The 23371-nt window shown below is 71.4% G+C and carries 18 protein-coding genes; 6 read left to right on the top strand and 12 right to left on the bottom strand.

Annotated elements, in window-relative coordinates; translation table 11 throughout:
- Positions 1 to 64 precede the first annotated feature (64 nt).
- A complete protein-coding gene (locus ACPXBU_RS30690; RefSeq protein WP_425760871.1) occupies positions 65 to 721 on the top strand; it encodes a DUF998 domain-containing protein in 657 nt (218 codons plus the stop codon).
- A gap of 4 nt (positions 722 to 725) precedes the next feature.
- On the opposite strand, the gene ACPXBU_RS30685 is transcribed toward ACPXBU_RS30690, so the two are convergent.
- The 5 genes from ACPXBU_RS30685 to ACPXBU_RS30665 all read right to left on the bottom strand — a co-directional run bounded on the left by ACPXBU_RS30685 (position 726) and on the right by ACPXBU_RS30665 (position 5401).
- Entirely contained in the window at positions 726 to 1226 is a 501-nt protein-coding gene (locus tag ACPXBU_RS30685) for a DUF2231 domain-containing protein (protein WP_393371741.1), read from the bottom strand.
- A gap of 142 nt (positions 1227 to 1368) precedes the next feature.
- A complete protein-coding gene (locus ACPXBU_RS30680) occupies positions 1369 to 2640 on the bottom strand; it encodes an SGNH/GDSL hydrolase family protein (RefSeq protein WP_425760870.1) in 1272 nt (423 codons plus the stop codon).
- Between the two features lie 25 nt (positions 2641 to 2665).
- The gene (locus ACPXBU_RS30675) at positions 2666 to 3415 is read right to left on the bottom strand and encodes a hypothetical protein (RefSeq protein WP_425760869.1); all 750 of its coding nucleotides are present in this window, start codon (positions 3413 to 3415) and stop codon (positions 2666 to 2668) included.
- Positions 3416 to 3458: 43 nt separating this feature from the next.
- Positions 3459 to 4505 carry an SEC-C metal-binding domain-containing protein gene (locus tag ACPXBU_RS30670; RefSeq protein ID WP_425760868.1) on the bottom strand — a complete coding sequence of 349 codons (1047 nt, stop codon included), beginning with the start codon at positions 4503 to 4505 and terminating at the stop codon, positions 3459 to 3461.
- Positions 4506 to 4570: 65 nt separating this feature from the next.
- The gene (locus ACPXBU_RS30665) at positions 4571 to 5401 is read right to left on the bottom strand and encodes an NAD(P)H-binding protein (protein WP_425760867.1); all 831 of its coding nucleotides are present in this window, start codon (positions 5399 to 5401) and stop codon (positions 4571 to 4573) included.
- A gap of 102 nt (positions 5402 to 5503) precedes the next feature.
- Between ACPXBU_RS30665 and ACPXBU_RS30660 the strand changes: the two genes are divergently transcribed.
- Both ACPXBU_RS30660 and ACPXBU_RS30655 read left to right on the top strand, forming a co-directional pair.
- A complete protein-coding gene (locus ACPXBU_RS30660; RefSeq protein WP_393371727.1) occupies positions 5504 to 6421 on the top strand; it encodes an AraC family transcriptional regulator in 918 nt (305 codons plus the stop codon).
- Between the two features lie 79 nt (positions 6422 to 6500).
- On the top strand, positions 6501 to 8570 hold the full coding sequence (locus ACPXBU_RS30655; RefSeq protein WP_425760866.1) for a phosphocholine-specific phospholipase C: 2070 nt from the start codon (positions 6501 to 6503) through the stop codon (positions 8568 to 8570).
- 87 nt (positions 8571 to 8657) lie between these two features.
- Here the strand turns inward: ACPXBU_RS30655 and ACPXBU_RS30650 are convergent, their stop codons facing one another.
- From ACPXBU_RS30650 to ACPXBU_RS30620, 7 genes are all read right to left on the bottom strand, one after another.
- On the bottom strand, positions 8658 to 9494 hold the full coding sequence (locus tag ACPXBU_RS30650; protein ID WP_425760865.1) for an aldo/keto reductase: 837 nt from the start codon (positions 9492 to 9494) through the stop codon (positions 8658 to 8660).
- Positions 9495 to 9536: 42 nt separating this feature from the next.
- The gene (locus ACPXBU_RS30645; protein ID WP_425760864.1) at positions 9537 to 10460 is read right to left on the bottom strand and encodes a hypothetical protein; all 924 of its coding nucleotides are present in this window, start codon (positions 10458 to 10460) and stop codon (positions 9537 to 9539) included.
- Between the two features lie 13 nt (positions 10461 to 10473).
- Positions 10474 to 12039 (bottom strand): AAA family ATPase, encoded by a 1566-nt coding sequence (locus ACPXBU_RS30640; protein ID WP_393371716.1) that lies wholly within the window; start codon positions 12037 to 12039, stop codon positions 10474 to 10476.
- Position 12040: 1 nt separating this feature from the next.
- Complete coding sequence (locus tag ACPXBU_RS30635) at positions 12041 to 12610, bottom strand: hypothetical protein (protein ID WP_393371713.1); 570 nt, start codon at positions 12608 to 12610, stop codon at positions 12041 to 12043.
- Positions 12611 to 12613: 3 nt separating this feature from the next.
- On the bottom strand, positions 12614 to 12811 hold the full coding sequence (locus ACPXBU_RS30630; protein WP_393371710.1) for a hypothetical protein: 198 nt from the start codon (positions 12809 to 12811) through the stop codon (positions 12614 to 12616).
- 1 nt (position 12812) lies between these two features.
- Positions 12813 to 14582: a hypothetical protein gene (locus tag ACPXBU_RS30625; RefSeq protein WP_425760863.1), complete on the bottom strand. Its 1770-nt coding sequence runs from the start codon at positions 14580 to 14582 to the stop codon at positions 12813 to 12815.
- A 285-nt stretch (positions 14583 to 14867) separates the two neighbouring features.
- On the bottom strand, positions 14868 to 15635 hold the full coding sequence (locus ACPXBU_RS30620) for a Crp/Fnr family transcriptional regulator (RefSeq protein ID WP_425760862.1): 768 nt from the start codon (positions 15633 to 15635) through the stop codon (positions 14868 to 14870).
- 470 nt (positions 15636 to 16105) lie between these two features.
- Here ACPXBU_RS30620 and ACPXBU_RS30615 point away from each other — a divergent pair, with 470 nt between their 5' ends.
- From ACPXBU_RS30615 to ACPXBU_RS30605, 3 genes are read left to right on the top strand one after another with little or no spacing between them, the layout of a single operon-like run.
- On the top strand, positions 16106 to 17422 hold the full coding sequence (locus tag ACPXBU_RS30615) for a hypothetical protein (protein ID WP_425760861.1): 1317 nt from the start codon (positions 16106 to 16108) through the stop codon (positions 17420 to 17422).
- Entirely contained in the window at positions 17419 to 19380 is a 1962-nt protein-coding gene (locus ACPXBU_RS30610; RefSeq protein ID WP_425760860.1) for a caspase family protein, read from the top strand. The genes ACPXBU_RS30615 and ACPXBU_RS30610 overlap by 4 nt, the downstream gene beginning before the upstream one ends.
- On the top strand, positions 19377 to 23336 hold the full coding sequence (locus ACPXBU_RS30605) for a CHAT domain-containing protein (protein WP_425760859.1): 3960 nt from the start codon (positions 19377 to 19379) through the stop codon (positions 23334 to 23336). The genes ACPXBU_RS30610 and ACPXBU_RS30605 overlap by 4 nt, the downstream gene beginning before the upstream one ends.
- The last annotated feature ends 35 nt before the right edge of the window (positions 23337 to 23371 follow it).

The following is a 23371-nucleotide window of genomic DNA, read 5'->3' as shown; positions in this document are numbered from 1 at the left end:
TCGATCCGGGCTCGCCTCGTTCGTCGTGACGGTGAGACGAGACGCCGACCCGAGAGGTACGTCAATGACGTCCCGGACGACAGTCCCCGAGACCCATCTCCGCCGAACGCGACTCCTGCTGGGCTGCGGCACAGCGGCCGGCGTTCTCTTCCCCGCCCTGTCGTTCGGGCAGGCGTTCACCCGATCCGGGTTCGACCTGCGCCGGCACGCGGTCAGCGCACTCACCCTCGGTGACCTCGGCTGGCTGCAGGTCATCGCGTTCGCGGGCACCGGCGTGCTGGCCGTCGCCTTCGCGGTGGGCCTGTGGCGGGCACTGCGTCCGGGCCGGGCCGGAACTGTGGTGCCGGTGCTGGTCGGCGTCTACGGGGTGGCGATGGTCGGCGGCGGAGTCTTCGTCCCCGATCCCGCGCTCGGCTGGCCACCCGGCGCCCCGAGCGGGCTGCCCGAGCAGGCCAGCACGGGCAGCATCCTGCACACGGTGTGCGGCGCGGCAGCGTTCCTGTCGCTCATCGCCGCCGGGCTGCTGCTCGCCCGACGTCTCGCCGGCCAGGGCCACCGGGGATGGGCGCTCTACAGCGCCGCCAGCGGTGGCGTCGCGTTCGTGCTCACCGCCCTGCCCTGGAGCGAGGGGAGTGCGAGCATCCGCTTCGCCGTCGGAGCGGTGCTCATCTCCGGCTGGCTCGTCGCGGTGTCCTGGCGGGTACGCGACGAGGTCGCCTGAGGGGTCACTGGCCCTCCCAGACCGCCTTCGCGCCGGAGTCGCCGGTGCGGACGACGTAGTAGACGACGATGCCGGCGGCCACCACCGACAGCACCTGCAACACCACCGTCAACGCCCGACCCGGCCGCCCGTCACCGGTGGCGTTCACCTCAGCGGCCCGCGGCGGGACGAACCGGACCAACGCCAGCGCCACGATCGCCAACAGGAGGGTCGCCCAGAACGTGATGTCGCCGAACTCCTGGTGCGCCTCGATCTTCGGGAGGAACTCGGGGGTGATCCGGTTGGCCGCGCGCATGCGCTCGAAGAAGGCATCCCCGGAGAGCTTCGCCAACAGGGCGGCGACCGGCGCGCCCACGGCGAGCAGCCCCAGCACCCAGCGGGTGTGCGGCCGGATGGGCGCGACGAGCGCGTAGCCGACCGTCAGCAGGGCCAGCAGCGGGACGAACACGACCGCGGCGTGCAGCACCAGAGGGTGGGCGGGGAGGCCCATGAACTCCTCGAACATCGGCGTCTCCTCCGGAGGCATCGGGTGGACGTCAATCGTCCAGAGATGGACGGTATCGGTCGCGCCGGGGCGTGTCAGCCCCCGAGATCACCAGCGGCGCCCCGGCCCGGCCCGCCACGGCGACCCAGCGGGGCCGGAGGGTTCAGCGGTCGCAGCGCAGGACGGCCAGGTCGACGGCATCCGCCATCGCCCGCATGCCCCTGTCGTTGGGGTGGAGATGATCCCCGCTGTCGAAGAGCGGCAGGAGCGCCCGCGGGTCGTGCGGACTGCGGGTGACCGCGTCGAAGTCGACCACCGCGTCGAACACGCCGCTGCGCCGGATCCAGTCGTTGACGCCCTGGCGTACGGCCTCACCCGCGTTGTCGTACTCCGGCCAGCCCCGGTAGGGCATGACCGTGGCGCCGACGACGCACCGGCCCGCCGCGTGCGCCCGGTCGACCAACTGCCGGTAGCCGGCGGTGAGGTCGTCGAGCGTGACGCCGGTGTGGGCCTTGATGTCGTTGATCCCCTCGTGGACGAACACCGTGTCGACGCCCGGGTGGGAGAGCACGTCGCGGTCGAAGCGGCGCAGCGCGGCCGGGCCGGCGCCGCCGGCGAGCACCTTGTTGCCGGAGATGCCCTCGTTGGCCACCCCCCGCACCGGGCTGTCCGGCGTGGCGTGGAGCCGCCGGGACAGGTAGTCGGGCCACCGACGGTTGGTGTCCGGGCTGGAGGCGAACCCGTCGGTGATGGAGTCGCCGAGGACGACCACCGAGCCGACCGCTGTGGACGTCCGCACGCTGACGGCGTCCAACCAGTACCAGGAGCTGAGCGTCTCGGCCCAGTTGGTCGCGGCCTCCTCGGCGGCGTGATCACCCGCGCTGGCGTACGACGTCTGGAGGGCCAGGATGTGCCCGCTGCGCATGCCCAGCGCGCCGGTGACGTGGAGGCTCACGACGAGGTTGCTCTCCGCGGCCAGCTCGCCGGGCAGCGGGTCACTCATGACCACCTCGCCCGCCGGGACGGTGACCGAGGTCTGACCGCCGAACGTCAGCGGCCGGTTGCTGCCCTGGATCAGCTCCGCGCCCTGCCGCTGCAACCCCGCGTAGGCGCTGGCGAACGTGACCGGGTGCTCGCCGAACGCGTTTGTCAGCCGGATCCGCAGGGCGTCCCCACCGACGCTGGTCCGGACGACGAGCCGGTAGCTGCGCTCGGCGGGCCCGGCGCCCAGCCGCTCGGCGCTGGCGGCCCAGGTGACCGCGAAGTGCTGCTGGTCGCGGCTCGCCACCGGCGCCGGGTCCTGCTGCGCCGCCGCCCGGGCCAGCACCGGGGCCGGATCCTGCCGCGCCAGGCGCACCACCAGGGGTACGCAGAGCGCCGTCAGCAGCGCCGCGACCGTGGACGCCGCCACGCGACGGGCCGACCCGGCTCGCATCAGCGGACTCCCGGTGAAGCGGAACTCACCTGAGGCCCTTACCGAAATAGCCGCTCAGCGAGATCCGTGCGGCGCACGACAGCTCGCCCGGGGCCAACTGGATGCGTGCCGGCCGCCACAGCTCCGCACCGTTGCCGGTGACGCGGGCCAGGAGGCAGTCGTACTGGGCGGCCCGCAGGGCGACGCCGACCCGGCCGTTCTCCGCGGTCACCTCAGTCGTGATGGCGGGGTCCAGCTTCAGGCCGTCGATCGCCGCGCGGACCGCGGCCTCGTCCGGGCCGACTGTGGCGAGAGCGCTCTTCAGCCGCTCGTCGACCTCGTAGAGCGACGGGTCCTCGGCGACCTGGATGGGATCGTCCGGCGGGCACTCGATGTCGTCGTCGCGGCGGTCGTCGCGCGGGCCCAGACGCAGGCGGAAGCAGATCGCCTCGTCACTCTCGTCGATCACCGAGCCGTCCGCGCCGATCTCCACGCCGTGCCCGGCCACCCGCAGCACCAGCGTCACGCCGGTTTCCCAGTGCGTGTCACCGGTGACCGTGAGCACCGCGACGTCGGGGTGCTGGCCGGCCGCGTGCACGTACTTGTCGGCCTGGTAGAGGTGGTCGGCCACGAATCTGGCCTGGACCTGGTCGACCTTCTTCGCGGCGTCGGCCACGGCACTGACGTGGGTCGGGTCGTCCGGGCGGAGGAGATAGTGCCACAGACCGGCACCGACGAGCGCCACCACCAGCAGCGCGACTCCGCCGACGATTCCCCACCGTCTACCCTTCGCCACACTCGGGATTATGTCGCAACCGGGGCGAGGCCGGTGCCCCTGCCTACCGGGAGCGCGGCAGGCAGTCCTTCTTGTACTTGAGGCCCGAGCCGCACCAGCAGGCGTCGTTGCGCTCCGGTGGCCAGGGGATCCGCGCGCTGGGTCGCGCCTGCACCTCGGCCGCGTAGCCGGCCCGGACCGCCGCGTCGCTCGGGTCGCCGTCCCGTCGACCGGCGAACGCGTTCAGCCCGTCCACGGTGGCGCGAAACACGCCCAGCCCGGCCTGACCGGCACCCCGCAGCCGGACCAGCTCCGTCTCCAGCCGGCCCCGATGCGCGTCCCAGTCCGGCCCGTACACCTCGCTCAGCGTCGCATGCTCCGCGAGCAGCCGATCGAACTCGGCCCGGGGCCAGAAGAGCAGATCCGACCCGGCGTCGCGGCGCTCTCCGGCCCGGCGCACGAGTTGCGACTCCAACCGGTCGGCCAGATCGTCCTGTCGATCGTGCGGCAGGTTCAGATTCCGGCGTACCCGGTGCCGCTGTTGCAGGAGGAAGAAGAGGACACCCGGCGCGTCCGGCGGGCCGAGATCCGCCACCGGGTCGGTCGCGGTGATCGCCTGCCCGGACGTCCCGGCCGCTGTCGCGCGGTCGCCCAGCAGGGTGTCGACCGCCTCGCTCAGCCAGGTCTCGGCGGTCGACGAACGACCGGCCGCGTCCAGCGCGGCACTCAGGTAGGCGGGGGCGTCGGGCTGCACGAGCAGCAACGGGCGCAGCGCGGTCAACTCCGCCATCGCCTCGTCGTCGCGACCGCCGGCCCGGAACAGGGCCCGGGCCCGCAGCGCCCGCGCGAACCCGGCGCGAGGGTCGTCCCCGGACGGGTACGCCGCCAGGGCCCGCTCCGCGTACCGCAGGGCGGCCTCGGGTCTCGCCCGGATCTCGGCGATCTCGGCGGCCAGGGTCAGGGCGTCGCCGGCGTCGTCCGGATCCTCCAGCCGGCCCTGCTCCGCCGCCTCGGCGAGGTCGGCGGCGACACCGAGCGGGTCGGCCGTCCCGAGCGCCGAGCGGCGTCGTTCGGCGAGGTCAGCCTTGGTGAGTACGTCTCTCGTCGGCACGTCCTCACGGTACGTCGGGGTGCTCGGAGTATGCGGGCAGATCACCCGTTACGCCGCCTGCGGAGCTACGACCACGCGCCGGCCGCCGCGGCCCGAGCGGCGTAGCTGTCGAAGTCGAGGGGGTCCCGTCCGAGGACCCGCCGCACCCCGTCGGTCGGCTCGGCGAGATGTCCCGCCCGCATCCCGGCGAACAGGGTGTTCAACGCCGTGGCGGCCTCCTCCGGATAACCCTCGGCGAGCAGCTCGGCCTGGTACTGCTCCGCCGTGAGCTCCACGTAGCGCATCGAACGCCCGGACGCCGCGGCGATCGTCGCCACCGCCTCGGCGAAGGTGAGCGCCCGCGGACCGGACAGGTCGTACACCTGTTCGTGGTGCCCGGGTGACGTCAGCAGCGTCGCGGCCACGTCGGCGATGTCCTGGGCGTCGACGAACGGTTCCGGGGTGTCGCCCATCGGCAGGGCCAGCCGACCGTCGAGCAGCGGTTGGCGAAACAGGTCCTCGCTGAAGTTCTGACTGAAGTTGTTCGGCCGGATGATCGTCCACTGGACGCCGGACTTCCGCACCGCCTCCTCCGCGGCGACCATGCCCGGGGAGAAGTCACCGACCCGGTCGATGCCACGCCCGGACAGCGCCACGAAACGGCCGACCCCCGAGTCGACCGCCTGCGCCACGAAGCCGGCGGCCAGCGCGGGGTCCTCCGGGGCCAACAGGTAGACCGCCGAGGCCCCCGCCAGGGCCGGTCCCCAGGTGGTCTGCCGCGACCAGTCGAACCGCACCTCACCGGAGCGGGAGGCGGCCCGGACCTGCTGACCCGCCGCTCGCAGCGTCCGCACCAGCCGACGACCGGTCTTACCGGTCCCGGCCAGCACGAGGATCGAACCCGCGTCTGTCGTCATGACCACAGTCAACGCGGCCGGTCGCGCACCGTACATGTGCTGTCGTACGCCGCGCATGTCCGATCGTCCGGGCCCCGTCGTCGGCGATCTATCGTCGATGTCATGGACCCGTTCGACAGTCTGCTGCGGGGCGTGCACGCCGAGGGTGCGGCCTTCGGCCGGTCGGTGCTGACCCCGCCGGGTGCGCTGCGGTTCACCGACGGCGCCCCACTGACGCTCTGTGTCCCCATGCGCGGCGAGGGGTGGATCTCGCACCCCGAGAGCGACAAGCCCCGCCTGGTCCGGGTCGGGGAGGCCGCGACCGTACGCGGCCCGGCGCCGTTCGTCTTCTCCGCCGAGCCACGGTCGAGCTTCGCGCCCGGGGAACTCCGCGACGTTCGGCGCGGCCACACCGGCACGTCCGGCACGGATCGCACCGACCGCCTGGTGCTGCTGGTCGGGGTCTACCACGTCCGGGGTCTGGTGCCCCAACGACTGCTGGGCGCGCTGCCGCCGGTGCTCGTCGTCCCGGACGAGCAGGACTGTGCCCCGCTACGCGACTACCTGGACGCGCAGCTCGACGCGGGTCGGCCCGGCCGGCAGGTCGTGCTGGACCGTCTCCTGGACTGGTTGTTGGTGTGCACGCTGCGGGACTGGTTCGACCAGCCGGAGGCCGAGGCTCCCGGCTGGTACCGGGCGTTGAGCGACGACACGGTCGGTCCGGTGCTGCGCGCCATGCACGACGCGCCGGGCCGGCCGTGGAGCCTGGCCAGCCTCGCCGCGCAGGCGGGAGTCTCCCGGTCCACACTGGCCACCCGGTTCACCGCGTTGGTCGGCGAACCGCCGCTGACCTACCTGACCGACTGGCGCATGACCCTGGCGGCCGACATGCTCGCCGAATCCACGGCGACGGTCGCCGCCGTGGCGCGACACCTCGGGTACGCGGACGCCTTCGGCTTCAGCGCGGCCTTCAAACGGGTGCACGGGATGAGCCCGAGCGCGGCGCGGAGCCGGTCGTCGAACGGTCGCAAAACCGACTAACTACGGCCATCTGCCGTCAACGCATCGTCGATAACCTCCGGTCGCCAGTTTCTCGACGAGATCGCACAAAGGCGGAGTTATGGGCACGGTGGATCGACGTACCTTCCTCAAGGCGATGGGCGTTCCCGCGATCGGCGCGGCGCTCCCGCTGGACCTCAGCAAGGCGCTCGCCATCCCGGCGAACAACCGGACCGGCTCGATCAGGGACGTCGAGCACGTCATCATCCTCATGCAGGAGAACCGGTCCTTCGACCACTACTTCGGCACCCTGCGCGGCGTACGCGGCTTCGGTGACCCCCATCCGGCGACACTGCCGTCCGGTAGGGACGTGTGGCACCAGCCCAACGGCGACGACGAGCTGCTGCCGTTCCGCCCCGAGGTGAAGGACCTCGGCCAGACCTTCCTGCCGGACCCGCCGCACGGCTGGAACGACGGCCACGCCGCCTGGAACGACGGCCGGTTCGACAAGTGGGTACCGAACAAGGGCGTCACGGCGATGACCTACCACACCCGCCAGGACCTGCCGTACCACTACGCGCTCGCCGACGCCTTCACCGTCTGCGACAGCTACCACTGCTCTCTCATGGGCCCGACCGACCCGAACCGCTACCACATGTGGAGCGGCTGGGTCGGCAACGACGGCAGGGGCGGCGGCCCGGTCATCACCAACGCGGAGGCCGGCTACGACTGGTCGACCTACCCGGAGCGGCTGGAGCGCAACGGCATCTCCTGGAAGATCTACCAGGACGTCGGCACCGGCCTCACCGCCGCCGGCTCCTGGGGCTGGACGAACGACCCGTACATCGGCAACTACGGCGACAACTCGCTGCTCTACTTCCACACGTACCAGAACGCGCAGCCCGGAACACCGCTCGCCGAGAAGGCGAAGACCGGCACGGAGATCAGGACCCAGGGCCGCGACCCGGAGGCGCTGCTCGCCGACTTCCGCGCCGACGTCGAGGCGGGACGCCTGCCCGAGGTCTCCTGGATCACCGCGCCCGAGGCGTACACCGAGCACCCGAACTGGGGGCCGGCGTTCGGCGCCTGGTACATCTCCCAGGTCGTCGACATCCTCGCGGCGAACCCCGAGGTGTGGAGCAAGATGGCGCTCTTCATCACGTACGACGAGGAGGGCGGCTTCTTCGACCACGTGGTCCCGCCGACGCCCCCGCAGACCCGCGAACACGGGCAGTCGACGGTGCCGACCACGAACGAGATCTTCCCCGGCGACGCCGACCACCCGGCCGGGCCGTACGGCCTCGGCATCCGGGTACCCATGGTCATCGTCTCGCCGTGGACGCGTGGCGGCTACGTGAACTCGCAGGTCTTCGACCACACCTCACTGATCAAGTTCCTGGAGGCGCGGTTCGGGCACGGCCGCCCGGACCTGATCGAGCAGAACATCACCCCGTGGCGGCGCGCCGTCGTCGGCGACCTGACCACGGCCTTCGACTTCCGGCACCCGAACCGCTCGCGCGAGGTCAGGTTGCCCGACACCGACGACTTCAAGCCCGAGGATCTGGTCCGGCACCCCGACGAGGTGCCGGTCCCGCCGGCCGACCAGCGGCTACCGAAGCAGGAGCACGGGGTACGCCCGGCACGCGCGATCCCGTACACCCTGCACGCCGACGCCCGGGTCGACGGCCGCGCGCTCCGGATCGACTTCCGCAACGCCGGCGGGGTCGCCGCGGTCTTCCAGGTCCGTCAGGCCGACAGCGTGGACGCCCCGCGCACCTACACCGTCGAGCCGGGCAAGCACCTCACGGACACCTGGCCGGTCACCTCCGGGTACGACCTGTCGGTGCACGGGCCGAACGGGTTCTTTCGCCGGTTCACCGACGGTCGCTCCCACCTCGACGTCACCCCCGAGTACCACGAGCGCGACGACAAGCTCACCCTCACGCTCACCAACCGCGGGTCGAAGCGGGTCGAGTTGACCGTCCGGGACGGGTACCACGCCCGTCCGGTGACGCTGTCGCTGCGCCCCGGCGCGACCGAGCGCGCCACGTGGGCGCTCGCCCGCACGCACGGCTGGTACGACCTGACGGTCCACGTCGCCGGTGACGCCGACTTCGCGTACCGCTGCGCGGGTCATGTGGAGAACGGCAAGGACAGCATCAGTGACCCGGCCCTCGGCGGGCTGGTCTAACCGGTGTCGCGTCGCCCGGGCCGCTCCCGGCCCGGGCGACGCACCTCGCAGCGGCCAGCCCACCGACCGGCGGCGGGGTGGGGTCGGTCAGAACTCCTCGTACACCGCCGGGTCCTGGTCCGCGAGACGCCCGTCCGGGCGGCCCAGCGCGGTGATGGCCTCGACCTGCGCGTCGGTGAGCGTGATGCCGAAGACGTCCAGGTTTTCCACCTGCCGCTGCGGGGAGGCGGCCTTGGGCAGCGGGATCACCTGGCGGGCCACGTGCCAGGCGAGGATCGTCTGCGCCGGGCTGACGCCGTGGGCGTCCGCGATCTCCCCGATGACCGGGTGCTTCTGTAGGTCGTTGCCGTGGCCGAGCGGGCTCCAGCCCTGCACGAGGATGCCGTGCTCGCGGTGGTAGTCGAGCGCCTCCTGCTGCGGGAAGTACGGGTGCACCTCGATCTGGTTGACCACCGGCGGCACCCCGGTCTCGGCCACCAGCCGGTCGATGTGCTCCGGCAGGAAGTTGGAGAGACCGATGTGCCGGACCAGGCCGCGCTCGCGCGCCTCGATCAGCGCCCGCCACGCCTGCACGTACCTGTCGACACTGGGGTTCGGCCAGTGGATCAGGTAGAGGTCGACCCGGTCGAGGCCGGTGCGGAAGACGCTCTCCTCGATGGTGGTCAACGCCTCGTCGTAGCTGTGGTGCCGCCCCGGCAGCTTCGAGGTGACGACCAGCTCGTCCCGCACGTCACCGGCCGACCGGGCGGCCCGACCGACGGCACCCTCGTTCTCGTAGTTGACCGCCGAGTCGATCAACCGGTAGCCCGCCCGGATCGCCCGGCCTATCGCGTCGACGCCCGCCGAGCCGTTCAGCCGGTACGTGCCGAGCCCGATCGCCGGCAGGGTGGTGCCGTCGGCTGCCGCAAGGTGGGGAATCGTCATGATTGGGACCCTACCCGCACACACCTCTCGGCCCGGTCGGAGTCAGCCAGCCGATGCGCCGAGCGGGTTCAGCCGGCGCGGCACGCACTGATTCTCCAGGCCCTCCGCGCTGAGTGCCGGGAACTGCGCGGCGCACCAGGTCGCGACACCCTCCTTCGAGGAGTCCGGCACGAGCGCGAACGTGACCCAGAGGGGTTGGCCACCGAGTATCTGCTGTCGTCCGTAGTCCGTGCTGAGCAGCAGGACCAGCCGGGCCTCGCCGGTGAACATCTGCCGCAGTCGGTTGTGCTCGGCCAGGATGTCCTGTGCGTAGAAGGTGTGTGAACCGTTCTCCGCGACCTGGTTCGGATCCACGATGCCCACTGTCTTCGACGCGAGCTGTGCCGCGTACCGGCCTTCGAGCGACACCGTGGGCAGGTCCTGACCGTTCAGCTCGTGCAGTGCCGACAGGGCCTCGTCCTCCGGATCCAGGATCGTCGTGGCGGAGGGGATCGGCTCCTCCGAAGGGACGGGACCGCCCGGCTCCCCGTCGACGAAAGTTTCCCGGGGCTCGGTCGGGACCGCACCGACGGAAGACGATCCTGGCTGGGCGTCACCGTCCTGCCCCACGGCCACCGCGACGGCCACCACGAGCACCGCCACAAGTGCGATCCCCGCCCACACGGTCAGGGTCCGCATCGAGGTCCCGCTCGGGTTCGCGGGCATCACCTCGGCGCCGAGCAGCTCGCCCCGCCACGGCGGGTCGGCTGCCCTCGCGGCGGGCACCTCGGCGGCGATGTCGACCGGGCGCCCAGCGGAGTCCTCGCCGACGTCGCGGGGGCGGGCGGAGGAGGAGTCGCCGGTCGCCGGAAGCTGACGAGCCGACGTCCGCGGAGCAGGCGCCGGAGGCACCTCGTCGGCCAGGTCCCCGACGAGGTCACGGACGTTCCAGATCGCCCCACGGTCGGGCTGGTTGTCGCTGCTCATCTCATCCTCCGAGTTACGCGTCGCCAGGAACGATCACTCGACGGCGGGCGCCAGGACCGGACGTGCCGGGAGTTCCGGCCGCGCCGGCGGGCACCGCCCGGTCGCGGCCCCAGGCTCGGATCTCCGCGATCTCCTCCGGGTGCGTGCGGCTGAGCGGATTGGTGTTGACGAAGGTGTCGACGACGAAGTCCGCCCGGACAGTGCCCTTGCCCTCCAGCAGCATCACCTCGTACCCGACCTCGACGAGTGCGGACTCGATGTCGGAGCCGGCGAATCCGTCGGAGAGGGCCACCAACCTCTCCAGCAGGTCCGGGGGAACCTCCTCGTGGACGTACCGACGGTGATAGAGCTGGATGATCTCGGCCCGATCCGCGTCGTCGGGGAGGTCGACGAAGAAGAGCTCGTCGAATCGCCCCTTGCGCAGCAGCTCCGGCGGTAGCGACCGGATGTCGTTCGAGGTGGCCACGACGAACACACGGGAGGGCGACTCCTGTAGCCAGAACAGGAACTGCCCCACCAGGCGGCGGCCGACACCTGTCGAGTCGTGCTGCCCGGCCAGCCCCTTCTCGATCTCGTCGATCCAGAGGACGCAGGGGGCCGTCCGGTCGGCCAGGTCAAGCGCCTCGCGCAGCCGAGCCTCGGACTGCCCCACGTACATGCCGAGGATGGCGGCGAAGTCGAGGCGGTAGAGAGGCAACCGCCACTGGGCCGCCACCGCCTTGGCGGACAGCGACTTGCCACATCCGGGTACGCCGACCAGGAGCACCCCCCTGGGGGGACGCAGCCCGGCGCCACGCAGGTCGGCGAGCATGAGTTGGTGACGGCGGTCCAACCAGGTGCGCAGGGAGCTCAGTCCACCGATCTTGTGATCGTTCTGGCCGAGCGGGACGCGTTCGAGGCCCGCGAGATCCGAGAAGTGCTTGTCCTTGATCTCGGCGAGGCGGTCCACGTCCTCTCGCCGTAGCCGCCCCGCGGCGGCCATGGTCGCCAGGATGTTGATGGCGGTACCCTCCGGCACTCCAACGAGGAACTCGGCGGCGCGCCGGGCTTCCGCCTCGGCCCAGTCGATGGTGACGGCGCCCTGCTGTTCCTTGAGGAACTCGACGACGATGCCGTACATCTCGGCGGCATTTGGCGGATCGAGCGAGATGCTCATCCCGAGGCGTTGCAGACCGCTCCAGATCGGCGTGTCCGTGATCAGCACAATGCTGCCGGACTGGGTGTCCGCGAGGCGAGCCAGCTCCGCGATGTGCCGGGTGACGGGAGAGTCCCCGCTGAGGTCGTCCGGCTCGACGAACACGATCGTGGCCTGCGCCCGCCGGGTCACCTGGGCCGCGGCGAATTCCATGGCGGCGACAAGCGACCGGTCCTCCTGGACCGGGCTGTTGGTCCGCAGGTCCCGCAGGCCGGTGGCCCGGGTGTAGATCCAGAAGGGAAAGCTGGCTCTGCGCGGGGCTGCGGCGGCTTCCCGCAGGAGGCGGGTCGCGCGCGACTGCTCGGCGCTGCGGATGCCGATGAGCGGGACCCGGGCGGCGATGTAACTGTCGAGATCCCGGCGGGCCTCGTCGTAATGGGACACGCTACTCCTCGGGACGCAGAGGCGGGGGATCGATGAGGATCTGCCGGCGCGGTGGCCGGGACGGGTCGCACGACCAGGCGTCGGTGCGCCGCGGAGCCGTTGCGGTGTGCACGGTGATCGGGTTGTCGCGAAGGGTGCGGAGCCGGGCCTGGACGATCCGGTCGTCCACGCCGGCACGGCGGGCCGATTCGATGTTGTCCAGCAGCGCCTGCTGGGCAGCGCTGATCGCTTCGTTCACCGCGTCGAGGAGTTGGCGCGACAGCTGTGGTGGCAGACCTGGATGAGCCGCGACCGCCCGAATGACGGCGAGGCCCTGCCGGGACTGCGTCAGCGCACGTGCCACCTCGAACTCGTCCCTGGCCTCGGCCATGGCACGGAGGAGCCCGTCGGCCCAGGCGCGCAGACGGGACGCCAACACCTCCGTCATCCGTCGGATCAGCCGAGACCAACTGTCGGCCGGATAGTCCTGCTCGGCGAGGAGCGGAAGCTCTCGCGCATCGTCTGCCTGGCCGGCTCGCCACCGGTCCAGGAACGTTACCCAGGCCTGGTAGCCGCTGCCGGTGACTGCCACGCGTCAGTCCTGCCGGGGCCGGCGGACGGCCACACCCGGCGGCATCGGCTCCCAGTCGGGAAGCGTCTCGACGATCTGTCGGGCGCGACTCGTCGTTCGGCGCCTCGCCGGGTTCGGCTGACGCGCCCACGGGACGCTTTGCGCCCCGGCCTCCTCCGGCGCGTCGGACGCGGCATCGGTCGTTGGATCCTGAGCTGTCATGTCATGCCTCCTCAAGGCGGCCGACCACACGCCGCTCGTACGGGCTGCTCGGGGCGCCGATCGTGGCGAGATCGGCGATGAGGGTTTTCACGTCCGCCTCCTTGGCGTCCGCCGCGCTGAACCGACTCGTCCAGTCGCTCAGCTCCGCACCGGCGGCTCGCAGCTCCACCAGCGACCTCTTCGTGGCCCGCGCCACGCGCTCGCGGGCCTTCCGCTGCTCCTCGGCCGCGTCGTCGGCCTGCGACTTGAGAACCAGGCCCCAGATCACGCCAGCTCCGAGCGTCACGAGGATGCCCAACCACAGAACGCCGACGACGGACACGACCAGCAGGACGAGGAGGAGCACCACCGCCGGCGCGACGACACGCTTGTGCCACTCGAACGTGAGGCCACTCAGGAACCGCTCGGTGTGTCGGTTCCAGTGCGCGCTCAGGGACTGCTCCAGGACCTTCACCGGCCGATCGAAGGAGCCGGTCCACCGCGGTAGCCGCAGCCCGGGCACGCCGAGGTTGTCGGTGAGGTCGAAGGTCACCGAGACCACGCCGGGCAGCCCGACGCGGTAGTCGCGGGTGAACGCCGCGTGGGACGTGCTCATCCAGTCATGGCAGAAGGCCACCGCCAGCCGCTGGGTCTGCGTCGACACGCCGATTTCGTCGGGATTGAGGGCCGACTCCGTCTGGATGGTGAGGTAGTCCCGTGTGTCGTTCAGGGCGGTGGACTCACGCTCAACCGCCCGCGCCTCGGTAAGGCTGCCGCGGGCCGCGACGATCGCCTCGTTGGCCACGAGTTCCCGGCGTAGCGGCAGTTCCTCGAAGTCGTACTCCTCGACCAACTGATCGAGGATGTCGTCGATGGCATCCTCGATGCCGCTGCTCGGCGGCGCGTCCGCGTTCATCAGCTCGCGGTAGCTGTCGACGATCGACTGGTGTGCCTCGGCGCAGGACAGGGCGCGGTGCAACTGGGGCCATTCCGGCGAGGCCTGGGCCAGGCGTGGGAAGTCGTTCGCGACCGCGTCGGGCTGGACGTGTGTCTCCATCTCCCGACGCCAGCGGTTGACCTGGGCGAGCGTCACGGCCTCGTCGTCCAGCAGGAGGCGGTGCCAGCCGTCGACCCGGCCCCGGACGACCTCCAGGCCACCGGGGCCGAAGGCGCCCTGGGCGACCGCCTCCAGAACGACCGCGAACTCGCGGTGGAGTGCCGCCGGGTCCTGCGCCTCAAGGTAGTGCTCCAGCCATCGCACGGCGCTGGATCGTCGCCCCTGCCGTCGAAGCACCAACGTCAGGAACAGCGACGTGTGGCCCGGCGACCGCCGGTACGCCTCCTCCACCGCTCGGACGCACCGGTCCGGGTCGTCTCCCGACCACGCCGCGAGCGCCACCAGCACCGGGGCGAGCCAGTACCGAGGGGTTTGCACCATCAGCTGTTCACCGATGGCACGGACCGTCTCCTCGCGCACCAGCCCGAGGTCGAACGCCTGCAGCATGCCCACCGCTGTGCGACGAACCACGTCGTGGTGACCGAACTGGTGCTCCAGCTCGCCCTTGAGCTTGAGGATCTTCAGGTTGGCGTCGCTGACACGTGCGTCTCGGTGGGCTTGCTCCACGAACTCCGCGAAATCCGCCCGGAGCTGGAGGAGATCGCTCCGGGCGGCCTCCTGTTTCTGCCCGAGGACGCCGACCCGGGTGTCGACCTGGCCGATGGCCTGCCCCAGGGAGGCGACCAGCTCGTGGGTGCGGTGAATCTGCCTGTGCAGGCCGCTCAGATCAGTCATTGTCTCCGGTCCACGTGACGAGTAGGGGAGGTGACCGCCATGCGGATCCGGAGGATCGGTCAGTGGCGACGTTCTCTTCCCGGCCGATCCCGTGCACGGTACTGGGATGTGCGGCATGGAGGAGGCATGAATAGGGATAGGTTCGTGGTGCTCAATGTGACGTTATGAATGGTTGCCGCGGTGCAGCGGTCGTCGCGTCGACCAAAGGTGTCGAAGGCTCGACCGAACGGATATCGAAAGTGGGGTCGGTCCAGCACCGATCATGCGACCCGGGCGAACGTTCGGCTACGAGATCCGGTCGGGAGGCTCGTTGGCCATCCGCCGCAGGGCAGCCGGATCCAGAATCGCAATGCGGCGATAACCGGAGCGGATCAGTTCGGCCTTTCGCAGCGCTCGCAACGCCTTGTGGACGGTAGCCTCCGCCGCGCCGACCATTGTCGCCAACTCCGGCTGACTCAACGGCACGTCGATGACCACGGTGCCGTCGTCAACCTGCCGTCCGTGCGTGCGGGCGATCTCGGCCAGGACCCGGGCCACCCGCATCTCCACCGGGTAGGCGACGAAGTCGGCGCGGCGCTGGTTGGCCCAGCGCAGTCGCTCGGCCACGGTCGTGGTGACCAGCCGGGCGGCCTCGGGATGCCGGTTGAGGACGTGGCGGAAGGCCTCGGCGGTGACCAGGCACCCGGTCACCACGCCGCAGGCGGTGACGCTGGCCATGCGGGGCAGATCGGCGAGGGCCGCCGACTCCCCGACGATGTCGCCCGCGCCGCGAATGGCGACCAACGCCTCCACGCCCTCCACGTTGTTCGTCACCTTCACGAACCCACTGATCAGGAAGATCACGTACGTGTCGGTGCCACCCTCGAGGAGCAGGAGGTCGCCCGGCTCGTAGCGGCAGGCGTGGCCGCGGCCGAGTAGCTCCTCGCGGATGGCGCTCGGCAGTCGGGCGAGGAATCCTCGCGCGGGTGGCGCGTCCGAGCGTCGTACGACACCGTCCACCGCCACCTCGCCCGGCCCGCCGACACCCCTGATGATCCGCCAAGTCTGGGGCACCGGGCCGCGGCCTGCAACGGCTCGATGGTGGACGGTCGCGGCACCGACCAACGATCGTGGTGGGCCCGTTGACGCTCGTGCTCGCACTGGCTCCCCCTCGCGTACGCCGACGCGTCCGACTCTCGCACCTGCCCGGCCGCGCGATCCCGGATTAGTACGGGATTTCCGCCGGCGACCCGGGGGATTATGAAGATGTGTACGAAAGGGCGAGGGATCGCCCACCCGACCGAATGCTTCGCCTGTCGGCTGGCTGACACACCTGTTTGGCCGCGCGGTCGGTCGGTAATGATCGGGCTCCTCGCCAATTGGTATGGACGTGCTCGGTCGTAACGGGCGCGGAACGGTGACCGGGATATCGGTCGTAACGCCGGCGTGACAGGCGCGGCATGGACGACTCGGTCAGTCAGCTGATCCGCCACTACTGATCCGATCTCGCCGGATAGTGATCGACCAACTGAGCTGGAGGACAGATGACCGGGGACGACTGGGCGTTGCCCGAGGACGAGCCGCTGCGGGCGTCCGACGTCCTGGCTCGCTCGTTACTGCGACCGAGCCAGAACCGGGATCCCGACGAACCGGATTCGTCGTTCGGGCCCACCGGGGTCACCTGCGGTCGTCCGCTGCTCTTTCCGGTGGCGGGGGAGGATCTGCCGAAGCCGCTGCGGCTGCGTGCCGAGGTGTCCGGACGTCGATACTTCGGCCTCCTGGCCGCGTTCGACCTGGACGAGTTGGCGGACGGCCGGCGCTACACGTCGGTCCGCTTCGAGATCGCTTTCGACACCGAGGACGCGGTCGCTGTGCGGCTGGACAGCGACGGCGGGGCGCTCGGGCTGACCTACGGTCAGGGCCCGCCCCGACCGGTCACCGTCGCGGCTGACCGTGCGGTCCTGGCTGGTGTCGCCCGGCCGGGTTGGTTGGCGCGGATGGCCCCGCGAGCCGGTCGCCCCCGGGCCTGGTCCTTCGGCATGCACCGGCACCGATTCGGCTGGACCTACGCCGACCCGTCCGGGCGGATGTTCCTTCCGCTGACGTACGGCATGCACGCGCTCGTCGAGGTGCCGGCGTCGGTGACGGTCCTGTCCGGGCGCATCGGACTGCGTGTCGAGACACTGGGGACCTGGCGCGACCGGTCCATCCGACGGCAGGCGACCCTCCGGGACGCCGTGGTGTTCCAGGAGGCCCTACCGGGACACGCCGAAGCGAGCAGCGCTGCCGTGCGCCTCTGCATGGCAGCGGATGTGGCGAGCTACAGCCAGCGACCGAACCATCTGGCCGAGCGCACCCAGTCCTGGCTGGTACGAGCGCTCGCCGATGCGCGTCGTGCCGCCGGTCTCGACGAATCGGCGGTGGCGGTGCAGGCCCAGGGCGACGGGCAGTTCGCCGTCCTGCCCGTCGGCATCGACGAGTCCACGGTGATCCCGCGGTTGGTGGGTGGCCTGGCCGACGCCCTGCGCCGAACGAATGTCGGTCTCGGTCCGGCGGAGCGGGTGCGGCTGCGCGTCGCCCTGCACCGGGGGTTGATGAAGCCGGCCGACAGTGGCTGGGTCGGTGCCGCGGCGATAGCTGTGCACCGGATCCTCGACAGCCCTCCACTGCGCGCGGCGCTGCGGGACAACCCTGGCGTCGACTACGTCCTCGGGCTCCCCGACGTGCTGTACCGGGACGTCATCCGGCACTCCGCGTTGCCGCCGTTGCCCGACGCGTTCACCGAGGTCACCGTCGACCTGCCCGAGAAGCAGTTCGTCGAGCACAGTTGGTTGCACGTTCCGACGGGGAACGCGACATGACCAGGCGGGTGTTCGCGCTGTTGGTCGGGATCGATCGCTATCTGGCCGCCTCGCCCCTGCAGGGGTGCGGCAACGACGTGCGAGTGGTGGAGGAGTTCCTGCGCGTCCGTGTCCGGGGCCACGGGCGACCGGACCTCCGCGTCCTGAAGAACGAGCAGGCCACCAGGGACGCGGTCATCACCGGACTACGCGACCACCTGGGCCAGGCCGGGCCGGGCGACACCGCGCTGTTCTGGTTCAGCGGCCACGGGTCGCGGGCGAAGGTCCCCGACGGGCTGTGGCACCTGGAGCCGAGCGGGACGATGCAGACGCTGCTCTGTCACGACAGCCGCCACGGCGACGTGGCCGATCTCTGGGACAAGGAACTGTCCCTGTTGCTCAGCGGGATCGCCGTGACCGGGTGTCACGTGGTCGTCGTGGCCGACAGTTGTCACTCGTTCGGCGTCACCCGCGACACGATTCGGGCCGTGCCGCCGTTGACGACCGCCCCGAAGATCGATTCGCTGCTGCCGGAGCTACGCCGCCTCGCCGCCCTGCCCCCGGTCGAGCATGTCGAGCTGGCCGCCTGCGCGTCGGCTGAGTCGGCCGTCGAGACGTGGGCCGACGGAGAAGAGCACGGCCTGTTCAGTTGGTCCCTGGTGAGCGCCATGCGACGGCTCGGCCCGTCGGCGACCTACCGCGAGTTGTTGACGGCCGCGCGGTGCGACGTGGAACGGCATGCCTTCCAGCAGGTCCCCCAGTTGCAGCCGGTCACTCCCGGCATCGCGGACCAGCCGTTCCTGGGTGGTCGGATCACGCCGTCGGCGACCGGCATGCGGATGCGGTGTGCCCGGGGCGACTGGGAGATCGATGCCGGCTCCTGCCACGGGCTGTCGGTCGGTCCCGACAACGACGACGTCCGGGTGGCCGTACCCGGCCCGGAGTTGCGGGAGGCGCGCGTGGTGCGGGTCCACCCGGAGCGCAGCGTCGTCCGACCGCTCGGCTGGGAGCCCGACGAGGATCTCCAGTACCCGGTCGTCGTCAGCCGGGTGCCCACCCCGGCGGTCAGTGTCGGTGTCGACGGCGAACACGCGCCAACGGGGGATCAGGTGCTGGCGGCGCTGGCGACGTTGGGGCCGGGTGGCGGCCCGTCTCCTCATCTGCGCACGGCGCGCCGTCACGAGACGCGGACGCCGGAGTTGGTCATCGACGTCCGCGAGCCGGGCCGGGTGCGGATCCGCGACGGGGAGGGCGCCGCGCTCTGCGACGAGATGACCGACGTTCAGCGTGACGGTGGCCGTCGGGTCGCGGCGGCACTCGAACACCTGGCGCGAGTTCGTCGGGTCAAAGCTCTGGTGAATCCGTTCTCCGCGCTTGTCGACGCGGTATCCGTGGAGCTTGTCGACGCGTTCCCGGGCGAGCTCACCGCACCCTTGCACAGACCCGCGCTGCGTCCGAGCAAGGACGGCGCCGTGCACCTGCGGTACCGGCAGGAGCACGGGCGCTGGGTACCGCCGACGATCTTCGTACGCCTCCGCAACGACAGTGACCGCCCCCTGTACTACGTACTGTTGAACATCACGGAGAAACACCGCGTCCACGCCGGGCTCTTCCCCGGCGCCCAGGTCGCGCCCGGTCGCGTCGGCGCGGCGCTGTACGGGCGGCCCGTCGAGCTGCGGCTCCCGGTCGGCACGCCGGTCGAAGAAGGTGCCACCACCCAGGACTGGCTGGTGTTGCTTGCCGCGGAGAAGGAATTCAGCTCGTCACCGTTCGAGTTGCCCGCGGTCGACGAGGCCTGGCCCGGCCGTACGCGGGCGCCGCTCGCCGTGACCGGCCTGCTGGGTCGACTGGGTCTGGCCGCCGTGCACCGCGACGCCGGGGGCACCGCGGACAGCGCCTGCGACTGGGTCACCCTCGCGGTGCCGGTGGTGACACGGGTGCCGGCGGCCCGGGACGAGAAGGTGAGCGCGAGCGGGTGACCACCGTGGACAGCACGAACAGTGTGCCCCTCGACGAGTGGGTCGCCCACCTGATCGCGCTCATCGCGGACCCGCCGCCCGACGTGGACCTCGCCGAACTGACCGGGATGCTCGGGCAGGCGTACCTGGAGTGGTACGAGGCGGAGCCGGACGAGGGTCTCCTCACCGTCGCGATCGCGCACCTCGACCGGGCGATCGACGGCGCAGCACACCACGATCAGGCGGTGCTCTGGCACGCGGGGCTCGGCGTGGCCCATGCCGAACGGGCACGCCTCGGTGCGGGTTCGACCGACCACGACCAGGCCATCGGTCATCTGACCGCCGCCTATCAGGGCTGGCCGGCCGATGATCCCGAGCGTGACCTCGTGGCGGTGGACCTGCTCGACGCGACCTGGGACCGGTTCCTGGGGCGGTGCCTGGACGACGGGCGCCCTCCCCAGGCCGCCGCGGCGGACGCGGACGAGGTGGTGGCCGCGATCGAGGCCATTCGTGTGAGCGCCACGGCCACCGATCTCGCCGCGTACGTGCAGATGGTTCGCGGCATGGCGCTCCTGGCCCGGTACGACTACGGCGGCGAGCGGGAGCAGGATCTGGAGCACGGCATCGACGTCCTCTCGGCCGCCCTCGCGCAGCTGCCACCGGACCTCACTCCGGGGTACGCCACCGCCTCTGCCGACCTGGCGGCGGCCCATCTGGACATGGCCGGACTGCGGGAGGACCCCAGGAGTGTGGAGCTGGCCGCCACCGTGGCAGACCGTGGCATCGACGCCAGCGGACCCGGGCAGCCTGGCTGGCTCAGCCTGCACCGCTGCCGGGCCATGGCATGCGAGGTCCTGTGGGACCTCGGCGAGGATTCCGGTGCCCTCGACAAGGCGATCGGGAGCTGGCGAACCGTCGCCGAGGACGACGCCGACCCGACCGTCGCGGTCACCCTCGCCGAGCTGCTGCGCAGCGGTGCGGAACACGCCAGCGGCCCGAGCGGTCTCGCGGAGGCCGTCACCCTGCTGGAGCAGGCCCTACCCTCGATCGGGCAGCAGGCGCCCGGGTGGCGGCAGCTCGCCGAGACCCACCGGCTGAACTGGCAGCTCACCCGCGGCCAGGCCAGCCTCGCCGCCGCCGCCCGCTCTGTCGAACACGCCCTCGCCGCCGCGGACACCGACGACGACGTCCTGGCGGCGCACACCACGCGTCTGGTCCTCGCCACAGAAGTGCTCGAGTACGACGCCGCCCAGGAGGCAGCCGCAGCGCAGACAAGCCTCGACCACCTGGCAGCCGCGCTCGACGAAGCAGACCAGGTGCTGGAAAACCTCGGGTCCGCGACGACCCGCGCACGTGTCCACCTCGCCACGGTGCTGGTCTACGCGGACTTCGCTCGCTTCAGCGAGGCAGAAGACGCGCTCGACCTGCCGAGACTGCGCCACCTGATCACGCTGGGTCGAGCGCTTGGCGCCGACGCTCCGCCGCGCCTCGCGGGGTTTCTCGACATGGCCGAGGGGATAGTGGAGCAGGCCGCCAACGCCAGCTCCGCGACGGGGGACTCGAACACGGCCGTGAAGGCGTTGCTGCGGGCTGGGCGGGACGAGAGCTTCAGCAAGGTCAGCGGCGACCGGATACCGGCGCTGCTCTCCTTCGCCCTGCAAACTCGTGCGTCCCAGTTGGGAGATCTGCGCGGGTCTCGCGCCGCCGGCAACCTGACGACGGACGGGGTCGCTGACGGTCGGCCGCAGGACCCGTTCACCGCTGAGTGGCGGGTGTGGGCAGCCGCCATGGTGGCGTTCCAGCGGGCGCGCCAGGGTGATGTCGTCGGTCTGCGGAGGGCGATCGCACACGCCGGGGCGCTGGCACGTCGACTCGGATCCTCGTTCGAGAACGACACGTCGTATCGACTGACCATGCGCGTCCTTGACGACATGGTGACGGTAGCAACAGGAAGGGGAGAGGTACGGCCACGCTCACCCGTGCCACTGCCGGCCAGGCAGCTGACGCATCGGGAACTGGGCGTGACGGTACTTGTCGGCGCAACCCAGGTAGCCGCGGCGCTACGACGTGGGGACCTGCCGTTGCTGCGCAGGTGGGCCGACCACCTCGCCGCCCTGGCGCACCGGCTGGAGCCCGGACACACCGCTCGTTTCGTGAGTCTGGCCGTCGCTGCCCAGGCCGAACTCGGCGCGGCGAGCCGGCTTGGCGACCGGGCGGCCGCAGGCCGCGCCGTCTCGCACTTCGAAGCGGCGACGGCCGAGTCCGGCGGCCCGGCGAACGTGCTCTGGACCGATCTGACCCGCGACCACGCCGAGGCGCTGCGCAGGTCCGGCGACCCGGATCGGGCCCGAACCCGGCGCCTTGGACTCGCCGCGCTGCACGGCCACGCCCGGCGGGTCCTGTTGCAGGCCGGCACCGATCACGCGATGGACATCGCCCGAGTGGCCGCCGCCGACGCCACGACAGTTGTCCGGTGGTGCCTGCAGGACCGGGCCGACGACGACCTGGTCACCGCCCTGGACGCCGGACGGGGTCTCGTCCTGCACGCCGCCACCGCGTCCCGCACGATCGCCGACTCGCTTCGGGAGGCCGGCCAGCCGGACCTGGCTGAGGAGTGGCGGCAGACCGCGGGCCTGGGACGCGATCAGACCACCGGTGACCCGCTCGGCGCGCTCTTCGCGGCCGGCGAGGTGCCGGACGACCTACGGCCGCGCGTCCTGCGTGCCCTGGAGAACGCGGGTACGAGTGCGCAGGGCCCGCTGGCCCAGGTGCCCGTCGCGGAGATCCGCGCCGCGCTTACCGAGCTCGACCTGGACGCGCTCGTCTACCTGGTGCCGGCCGCGCGTCCGGTGCCGGGGTTCGCGGCCATCGTCCCCGCGACCGGGACGATCGAGGTGATCGAACTGCCCGATCTCGTGGTCGGCGACGGATCACCGATGCAGAAGCTCCTCCAGGCGGCGCTGGGTCCGGCCGTGACGGGACGCGGAGCGGACACCCGGGAAAGCCGGCCACGAGACGCCGGTCCGGTCGGCGCGCCGATGCCGCCGTCGGTGGGGGCCCGAATGGATGATCTCTGTCGCTGGGCGTGGCGGGCGGCGATGGCCCGGCTCGTCGCCGAGACCCGGTCAACGCGCCAGTCGGCGCCCCCGCGGCTGGTGCTCATCCCGATGGGCGCCCTCGGGCTCGTACCCTGGCACGCCGCATACCAGAACACCCCAACAGGCCGGCGGTACGCCGTACACGACCTCGTCCTGTCCTACAGCCCGTCGGCCCGCATGCTCTGTACGGCAGCGGCTCGGCCGCCACGCCCGATCCAGTCGACACTCGTCGTCGGGGACCCGCTCGGCGACCTGCCCTTCGCCGGCGTCGAGGCGCGAGCGATCCACGAGCGGTTCCACCAGGACGGCCAGTACCTCGGCGGCCCCGAGGAGGGACCGGACCGGATCGCCCACCCCGACAGCGTCCTCGAATGGATCAGAGCCGTCGGTGGGCGCGGGGCGTCCCTGTTGCACCTGGCCTGCCACGGGTGCGTCGACCCGGTACGGCCCGCGGACTCCTACCTGGTGCTCGCCGGAGGTCAGCTACCCGCGCGCCACCTGCTGGAGGTGTCCCGACTCGCCGCGCTCGACCTCGGCCACGTGTTCCTGGCCGCCTGCACCACGAACCTGGTGGGGGCCGACTATGACGAAGCCTTCAGCCTCGCCACCGCCTTCCTCGCCGCCGGCGCCCACACGGTCTTCGGGTCGCTCTGGTCGGTGCCCGACGTGGGGACGTCCCTGCTGATGTATCTCGTACACCACTTCCTGTACGAGGAGGGCCACCATCCTGCCGACGCCCTGCACCGCGCCCAGTTGTGGATGCTGGATCCGGCCCGGCAGCCACCCGACGGCATGCCGGCCGAGTTGGCCGCCCAGTGTGATCGCCCGGACAACGCCGCGCCGCTGAACTGGGCCGCCTTCACGCATCTCGGGCGATGACCAGCGGCTTCGTGACCGACGCCGCCGCCCGGTGC

The organism is Micromonospora sp. DT231 (genome assembly GCF_049847025.1).
GTDB lineage: Bacteria > Actinomycetota > Actinomycetes > Mycobacteriales > Micromonosporaceae > Micromonospora.
The sequence above is the reverse complement of the archived record's forward strand: the minus strand, read 5'-3'. Positions and strand labels throughout refer to the sequence as shown.